General features: G+C 74.9%; 8 protein-coding genes and 1 pseudogene. 1 reads left to right on the top strand and 8 read right to left on the bottom strand.

The window, feature by feature from the left end; all coding sequences use genetic code 11:
- Positions 1 to 99: 99 nt before the first annotated feature.
- Complete coding sequence (bldG, locus tag ACFW2E_RS16110) at positions 100 to 441, bottom strand: anti-sigma factor antagonist BldG (protein WP_010986038.1); 342 nt, start codon at positions 439 to 441, stop codon at positions 100 to 102.
- A gap of 81 nt (positions 442 to 522) precedes the next feature.
- Here bldG and ACFW2E_RS16105 point away from each other — a divergent pair, with 81 nt between their 5' ends.
- Complete coding sequence (locus ACFW2E_RS16105; RefSeq protein ID WP_384466792.1) at positions 523 to 3,102, top strand: DEAD/DEAH box helicase; 2,580 nt, start codon at positions 523 to 525, stop codon at positions 3,100 to 3,102.
- Here the strand turns inward: ACFW2E_RS16105 and ACFW2E_RS16100 are convergent.
- The 7 genes and pseudogenes from ACFW2E_RS16100 to ssd form a co-directional block, all read right to left on the bottom strand.
- Positions 3,074 to 3,528, bottom strand: a pseudogene (locus ACFW2E_RS16100) (Rv3654c family TadE-like protein); the annotation flags it as partial. The gene ACFW2E_RS16105 and the pseudogene ACFW2E_RS16100 overlap by 29 nt on opposite strands.
- 8 nt (positions 3,529 to 3,536) lie before the next feature.
- Positions 3,537 to 3,887: a TadE family type IV pilus minor pilin gene (locus ACFW2E_RS16095; protein WP_384466790.1), complete on the bottom strand. Its 351-nt coding sequence runs from the start codon at positions 3,885 to 3,887 to the stop codon at positions 3,537 to 3,539.
- A 34-nt stretch (positions 3,888 to 3,921) separates the two neighbouring features.
- The gene (locus ACFW2E_RS16090; protein ID WP_384466788.1) at positions 3,922 to 4,137 is read right to left on the bottom strand and encodes a DUF4244 domain-containing protein; all 216 of its coding nucleotides are present in this window, start codon (positions 4,135 to 4,137) and stop codon (positions 3,922 to 3,924) included.
- A gap of 116 nt (positions 4,138 to 4,253) precedes the next feature.
- Entirely contained in the window at positions 4,254 to 5,042 is a 789-nt protein-coding gene (locus ACFW2E_RS16085; protein WP_384466786.1) for a type II secretion system F family protein, read from the bottom strand.
- Positions 5,039 to 5,899 carry a type II secretion system F family protein gene (locus tag ACFW2E_RS16080; RefSeq protein ID WP_384466808.1) on the bottom strand — a complete coding sequence of 287 codons (861 nt, stop codon included), beginning with the start codon at positions 5,897 to 5,899 and terminating at the stop codon, positions 5,039 to 5,041. Before ACFW2E_RS16080 ends, ACFW2E_RS16085 begins: the two co-directional genes overlap by 4 nt.
- A 13-nt stretch (positions 5,900 to 5,912) precedes the next feature.
- Positions 5,913 to 7,184, bottom strand: coding sequence for a TadA family conjugal transfer-associated ATPase (locus tag ACFW2E_RS16075; protein WP_384466784.1), 1,272 nt, complete (start codon positions 7,182 to 7,184; stop codon positions 5,913 to 5,915).
- Positions 7,181 to 8,109, bottom strand: a 929-nt coding sequence (ssd, locus tag ACFW2E_RS16070) for a septum site-determining protein Ssd (RefSeq protein ID WP_384466782.1), incomplete at its 5' end; no start/stop codon positions are given. The genes ssd and ACFW2E_RS16075, both read right to left, overlap by 4 nt.

The following is an 8,109-nucleotide window of genomic DNA, read 5'->3' as shown; positions in this document are numbered from 1 at the left end:
TTTTAGAAACTCCCCCCCCCCCGCCCCCCCCGCCGGGGGGCGGGGGGGGCCCCCCCCCGGGGCCGATGGCGGCCCGAGGTCGGTCGGCAGCAGCCCGGGTCAGTCGGTGGCCGCCACCGCTTCCTCGACCGAGGTGTGGATCGGGAACACCTTGGTGAGGCCGGTGATGCGGAAGATCTTCAAAATGCGCTCCTGGTTGCAGACCAGGCGCAGCGAGCCCTCATGGGCACGCACCCGCTTCAGCCCGCCGACCAGCACGCCGAGTCCGGTGGAGTCGAGGAAGTCCACGCCCTCCATGTCGACGACGAGGTGGAAATTCCCGTCGTTCACCAGCTCGACCAGCTGCTCGCGCAGCTTGGGCGCGGTATATACGTCGATTTCGCCACCGACCTCGACGACCGTACGATCGCCGACGGTACGGGTCGACAGGGACAGGTCCACGGATCCTCCAGCACCTTGCTATCGAGCGGTCGCCCCTCGGGACACCTCGGCTTGCGGCCCCCGGGACGTTCGCCAGCCGCGATGGCATTCAATCACTTAACGGCAGGCGTGCACGACGCCTTGGCCCCATTGTCCGTCACGCCGGTGACACACTCGGTGCCGATGGCCAAGAATCACCGATCCGATCGAACCCCGACGGACACCGCACCCCGCCTCGCTCCGGGCACGGTCCTGGACCGGCTCGCCACCGGACCGAGCCGGGCTTCGCGCATCACTCATACGGAGCACTTGCCCCCGCGGGCGGGTCGGCATGCCGTCTGGCCAGACCGGATTCGCCCGGAAGTGATCGCGGCGGTGCAGAAGTGCGGCATCGAGCACCCCTGGGCCCACCAGGCGCTCGCCGCCGAGCACGCCCTGGACGGCGATTCGGTGGTCGTCGCCACGGGCACGGCGTCCGGCAAGTCCCTGGCGTACCTCGTGCCCGTGCTGTCGACCCTCCTGGACGGCTCCCAGGCCCCGAACGGCCGCGGCGCCACCGCCCTGTACCTGGCGCCCACGAAGGCCCTCACGGCCGATCAGCACCGCTCGGTGAAGGAACTTTCACAACCGCTGGGCACCGCGGTGCGGGCCGCCGTGTACGACGGCGACACGCCGGTCGAAGAACGCGAATGGGTCCGTCAGTACGCCAATTACGTCCTCACCAACCCCGACATGCTGCACCGCGGCATATTGCCGTCACACCCCCGCTGGTCCTCGTTCCTGAAGACGCTCAGGTACGTCGTCGTCGACGAGTGCCACACCTACCGGGGCGTCTTCGGCTCCCACGTGGCCCAGGTACTGCGCCGACTGCGCCGACTGTGCGCGCGCTACGGCGCGTCGCCCGTCTTCCTGCTGGCCTCCGCCACCGCCGCGGAGCCCTCCGTGGCCGCCCGCCGCCTCACCGGCCTCCCGGTGGTCGAGGTGGCCGACGACGCCTCCCCGCGCGGGGAACTGGTGTTCGCCCTCTGGGAACCCCCGCTCACCGAGCTGCACGGCGAGAAGGGCGCGCCGGTCCGGCGTACCGCCACCGCTGAGACGGCCGACCTCCTGACCGACCTCACCCTGCAGGGCGTGCGCTCGGTCGCCTTCGTACGCTCCCGGCGCGGCGCCGAGCTGATCTCCGTCATCGCCCAGGAACGCCTGGCCGAGGTCGACCGCTCCCTGGCCCGGCGCGTGGCGGCCTACCGCGGGGGCTACCTCCCCGAGGAGCGCCGTGCCCTGGAACGCGCCCTGCACTCCGGCGAGCTCCTCGGCCTGGCCGCGACGACGGCCCTGGAGCTCGGTGTGGACGTGTCCGGGCTCGACGCCGTACTGATCGCCGGTTACCCGGGCACTCGCGCCTCCCTGTGGCAGCAGGCGGGCCGGGCGGGCCGCTCCGGACAGGGCGCCCTGGCGGTGCTGGTCGCCCGCGACGACCCACTGGACACTTTCCTCGTCCATCATCCCGAGGCCCTGTTCGACCAACCGGTCGAATCCACCGTCCTCGACCCCGACAACCCGTACGTCCTGGCCCCGCACCTGTGCGCGGCCGCCGCGGAACTCCCGCTGACCGACGACGACCTGGAACTGTTCGGTCCCGCCTGCGCGGAGCTGCTGCCGCAGCTGGAGGCCGCGAAGCTGCTGCGCCGCCGCACGAAGGCCTGGCACTGGACGCGCCGGGAGCGGGCCGCCGACCTGATCGACATCCGCGGCGGGGGCGGCCGGCCGGTGCAGGTCGTCGAGGAGGGGACGGGACGCCTGCTGGGCACGGTGGACGCGGGCGCCGCGCACTCGACGGTCCACGAGGGCGCGGTCCACCTGCACCAGGGCCGTACGTACCTGGTGCGCTCCCTCGACCTGGAGGATTCGGTGGCCCTGGTCGAACAGGCGGACCCGCCGTATTCGACGGTCGCCCGGGACACGACGTCGATCTCCGTCCTGGAGACGGACGTCGAGGTCCCCTGGGGGGCGGGGCGCCTGTGCTACGGCTCGGTCGAGGTCACCAACCAGGTCGTCTCCTTCCTGCGCCGGCGTGTCATCACGGGCGAGGTGCTGGGCGAGACGAAACTCGACCTCCCGCCCCGCACCCTGCGCACCCGTGCCGTGTGGTGGACGGTGACCGAGGACCAGCTGGACGAGGCCCGGATCAACCCGGAGATCCTCGGCGGCTCCCTGCACGCCGCCGAGCACGCCTCGATCGGCATGCTGCCCCTCTTCGCCACCTGCGACCGCTGGGACATCGGCGGCGTCTCGGTCCCGCTGCACCCCGACACCCTCCTTCCGACGGTCTTCGTGTACGACGGCCATCCCGGCGGCGCGGGCTTCGCCGAGCGCGCCTTCCACACCGCCCGCGACTGGCTGGCCGCCACCCGCGAGGCGATCGCCTCCTGCGAGTGCGACGCCGGCTGCCCGTCCTGCATCCAGTCCCCCAAGTGCGGCAACGGGAACGATCCGCTGCACAAGCGGGGAGCCGTGCGGCTGCTCACGGTGCTGCTGCGGGGGGCACCGGAGGAGAAGCCCGACGAGAAGCGCGAGGAGAAGCCGGGCGAGGAGCCGGGCGAGGAGCCTCCAGGGGCTCCCGCGGAACCGACCCCACCGGGCCCGCCGAGCCCACCGGGCCCGCCGGTCCCGCCCGCGCCCTGACCTCCGCCGCGAACGGCCCCCGCCCCGTCTGCGCCTCACGTCCGACGTGTCGCCGACGATCGCGCACCGCACCAGTCGCGCCCCTTGGGCCGTCGCCACCCGATCGGCGCGGGCACAGGCCGCCGTGGTCCCCTCGGCCCAGTGGTCCGCGGCGGCGAGTGCCGCGAGGTCCGCGCCGCCCGCCGCTCGGTGCCGGGCGACGACGGCCTGCCCCAGGGCGAGCACGACCCCGAACACCACACACAGGACGGCGATCGCACCGACACTCCAGACGGTGGCGGACCCACGGTCCGAGAAACGGTCCGGGAAGCGGCTTGGGCGGCGTCCTGAGCGGCCTACCGAACAGCGATGGGAGAAGCGGCTCACACGGCCCAGGCGGCCCGTCGGGCCATGGTCCGGAAGCCGACCGGGGACCGGTTCGGCCATCCGGCGGCTCACGGTCCCGCCTCCGCCCCGTCCGGAGCGGTGCCCACCGTCTCCTCGGCCGACGCCACGGCCTCCTCCCGCACCTCGAAGGGCAGGCCCGACAGCAGCGGCGGCTCGGCGACGACCGTCACCCGGACCTGATCCCCCGCACGGGTGATCTTGATTTTCGCGCCGCTCGGTGCGGCCTCTCGGGTGACCGCCACGACCGCGTCGGCCGGATCCTGGCGGGCCGCCGCCCGGGCACCCGTGCGCGCCGCGTCCACGCAGCGAATCTGCGCCGCCACCACGAACAGCCCCCAGACCAGTGCCATCGTGAACGCCATCAGCACGGGGAGCACCACGGCCGCCTCCGCGGTCACGAAGCCCGCGTCCCGGCTCTCCCGTCCGGCTCCCTCACATCCGCGCACTGAGAGCTCGCTTCACGATGGCCTGCAGCTCAGCCCTGACCTGCCCGCTCGTCACGACCTCGTAGAGCAGCAGCGCGAACCCGACCGCCGCGACGATCCCCATCGCGTACTCGGACGTGACCATGCCCGCGTCCCGGCGCCGCAGGGACCGCCAGCACGCCCGCACCTTGCCGACCTTCTCAGCCACCCGAACCCCGTTCATCCGAACCTCCTTCATTCGAACCTCCTTCATTCGAACCTCGCCGACCTGAACCACATTCATCCGAACTCCCATGCCTCGAAGCCTTGTCGATCACCTGGACCCACTCGTCGCACCCGTCACCCATCACCCCCTCCCACCACACCGCTCGCCAGCCCGATCACCACGGGAAGTACGCCGACCGCGATGAACGCGGGCAGGAAGCACAGCCCGACCGGCGCGGTGACCATGACGGCCGCCCGGCGGGCCCGGGCCGTCGCGGTGCGCGCCCACTCGGCGCGGGCGTCCGCGGCGAGCCGTGCCACGGGGCCGGCCGCGGGAAGCCCCGACTCGTCGGCGCGCTCCAGGAGTCGTGCCAGGGCGGCGGCGCCCGGCAGCATCGCCAACCGGCTCCAGGCGTCCGCCGGTTCACCACCGAGCCGTACTTCCGCCGCGCCCCGCGCCAGCCGTTCCCCGACCGGCCCCTCGAGGGCGTCCCCGACGGCCTGGGCTGCGATCACCGGACCGGCACCGGCCGCGATGCAGGCCGCCAGGAGGTCGGCGGCGAGAGGGAGTTGACGGGCGGCGTGGGCGGCGTCGAACTCCTCCGCCCGGCCGCCGTCCCCCTGCCGCCGACGCCACCGCCACAGTCCCGCGGCCGCTCCCAGCCCCACTACGACACCGGTGAGCCCGCCGACCAGCACCCATCCGGCGCCCACCACTCCGGCCACGGGCAGCCACCGCCGTACGGCGTCCCGCGCCCTGACGGGCGTCCCGGTGTCCGCCACAGGTTCCAGGGCCAGGAGTTCGGCCAGTCGCCGCCGGGTCCGGCGTCCGTACCGTGCCGCCGCCAGCCACCGCGCCGACCGGCCGAGGAGGAGCACCGCCACGGCGATCACCCCCAGCCTGTGGACAAAATCCGCGCTCATGAAGCCTCCGCTCCACGCACGATCTGTGCCGCCCACCACATCCCGGCGGCCTCGAACAGTCCGCCGACCACCAAGCAGCCCAGGCCGGCCCCGGTGTGCAGCAGCACTCGCAGCGGGTCCGCGCCCATGGCCGTACCGAGGAACAGACCCAGCGCGGGCAGGGCCGCGAGCATCACCGCCGTCGCGCGGGAGCCCGCCAACTGGGCACGCAGGTCGACGCGTTGGTCCCGTTCCGCGCGCAGCGCCCCGTCCAGCCGGTCCAGGCCGGCCGCCAGCCCGGCGCCCTGGTCCACGGCCACCCGCCAGCACGCCGCGAGCCCCAACAGCCCCTCGGCACCCGGTTGCCGGGCCGCCGCGGCGAGCGCGCCCGGTACGTCCCCTCCGAACCGGGCCGCGGCGACCACCGCCGCCTGCGCCTCCGCGAGGCCGCCGGAGTCCCGCGCGGCGCGGAACAGCGCCTCTCCCGGCTGCCGCCCGGCACGCACCTCCCCGGAAAGCGCACCGCACAGCGCGATGACCGCGTCCCCGCGCCGCTCCCGCTCCTGCCTCGCCTCCCTGGTCAGCCGCACCCGCCGCAGCACCGGCACTCCGGCAGCCCCCGCGACCACCGGAATCACCGACGTGCCCAGCAGCCCGAGCACCAGCCCCGCAGCCAGCGACCACCATTCGCCGCGCACCCGGTCGCGCAGCCGCCGCAGTTCGCCGGCCGCCTGCTCCCACAAGGGAGGTCCGGTCCCCACCACCCCGCCACCGGCCAGCAGCAGCCGGGCCCGCCGCGCTCCCCGCTGCCGACCGCCCATGAGCCAGACGGCCGCCCCGACGCACGCGGCCGCGGCACCCACCGACATCTCACCCATCACATCCGTCACTTCAGGCACTTCCCACACTCCCCTCGTCGACGTCCTGACCGGCGCCGCCGCAGTTGTCGCCCCTGCTGCCACTGATCCCACCGCCGGCCTCACCGCCGGCCTCGCTGTCGAGCAGCCCCCGCAGCCGCTCCCAACCCCGCTCGCGCTCGAACGCCGCAGCGCCCCACCGCAGCGCCGGCACGGTCCGCACCAGCCCCGTGGGGTCCCGCTCCAGCACATGCATCTCGGCGATCCGCCGCCGCCCCGTCCGGTCCCGTACGAGATGCAGCACCACCGACAGCGCGGCCGCCAACTGGCTGTGCAGGGCGGCCCGGTCGAGTCCGGCGGCCGTCCCCAGAGCTTCCAGGCGGGCCGGTACGTCCGCGGCGGCATTGGCGTGCACCGTGCCGCAGCCGCCCTCGTGGCCGGTGTTGAGCGCGGCCAGCAGATGGACGACCTCGGGGCCGCGCACCTCGCCCACCACCAGCCGGTCGGGCCGCATCCGCAGCGCCTGCCGGACAAGGTCCTCCAGGGTGACCAGGCCCGCGCCCTCCTGATTGGCGGGTCTGGTCTCCAGCCGCACGACGTGCGGGTGATCGGGCCGCAGTTCCGCCGAGTCCTCGGCGAGCACGATCCGTTCGCCCGGTCCGACCAGCCCGAGCAGCGCGCTGAGCAGGGTCGTCTTGCCGCTGCCGGTGCCACCGCTGATGAGGAAGGACAGCCGCGCCCGCAGCAGCGCGCGCAGGACACGGTCCCCTCCCGGCGGCACGGTGCCCGCCGTCACCAGTTCGCCGAGTGTGAAGGCCCTCGGCCGTACCACCCGCAGGGACAGGCAGGTGCAGCCGACGGCCACCGGGGGCAGCACCGCGTGCAGCCGGGTCCCGTCGGGCAACCGGGCGTCGGCCCAGGGGCGGGCGTCGTCCAGGCGGCGTCCGGCCACCGCGGCCAGGCGCTGTGCCAGGCGCCGCACGGCGGCGGCGTCGGGGAAGGCCACCGGGGTCAGTTCGAGGCCGCCACCCCGGTCGACCCACACCCGGTCCGGGGCCGACACCAGGACGTCGGTGACCGACGGGTCGGCGAGCAGCGCCTCCAGTGGTCCGCTGCCGACCAGTTCGGACCGCAACCTGGCGGCCGCACCGAGGACTTCGGCGTCGCCGAGCACCCGGCCCTGCTGGCGCAGCGCCTGTGCCACGCGCGCGGGTGTCGGTTCGGCGCCGCTCTCGGCCAGCCAACGGCGCACGCCGTCGAGCAGTTCCGGGCCGCCCGCCGCGTCGAGTCCGGGAGCCGTCGTCATACGCCACCCGCCTCGACCAGCGTCCGCTCCCAGAAGCCCTTGCAGAACCGGGCCAGCGGCCCCCGGCCGGTCGCGCCGGGGGGCTTGCCGCTCTCGTGGGGGCGCAGCAGCCCCGACTCGACGGGCACCTCTCCGGCCAGGGGCAGTCCGAGCAGCCTGGCCACCTCGCGGTCGTCCAGTCCGGGTGCGTACGGCCCCCGCACCGCCACCCGGAGGTCGCGCAGGATCATGCCCACGGCGGACGCCACCCGCCCGGCCGCCGCGACGGCGCGCAGTTCGGCCGGGACGACGAGGAGCGCGAGGTCGAGCTGGGCGAGGGCCTCGGCGACCCCGTCGTCCAGGCGCCTCGGCAGATCGACGACCACCGTGCCGCCGCGCCGCCGGGCGGCCGCGAGGACCGCTCGTACCGCCGGGGGCGGAATGGCGACGCAGTCGCCGCGGTCCCAGCTGAGCACCCGCAGGGAGTGGAGTTCGGGCAGCGACTCCTCCAGGGCGCCTCCGCCGACCCGGCCGCGTGAGGCGGCGAACGCGGGCCAGCGCAGCCCTTCGGCGGTCTCGCCGCCGAGAAGTACGTCGAGGCCGCCGCCCAGCGGATCCGCGTCCACGAGCAGGGTGCGCAGTCCCTCGCGCGCGGAGGTGACGGCGAGCGCGCAGGCGAGCGTGGAGGCACCGGCTCCGCCGCGGCCCCCGATGACGCCCACGGTGAGCGCGGGGCGGCCGACGCCCTCGGCGACGTCGGCGATGCGGTCGACCAGCCACTGCTCGCCGTCGGGCAGCATCAGGACGTGGTCGGCGCCGATCTGCACGGCCCTCTTCCAGACCCCGGGGTCGGGGGGGGGGGGGGGGGGCCCCCCCCCCCCCCCCCCCCGGGGCGGCCCCCCCCCCCCCGCGCGCCGCCCCGGGGCCCCCCCCCCCCCCCCCCGCG

It is taken from the genome of Streptomyces sp. NPDC058964 (assembly GCF_042741275.1).
In the GTDB taxonomy this organism is placed as follows: domain Bacteria; phylum Actinomycetota; class Actinomycetes; order Streptomycetales; family Streptomycetaceae; genus Streptomyces.
This window is presented reverse-complemented; position numbering and strand designations above follow the sequence as displayed.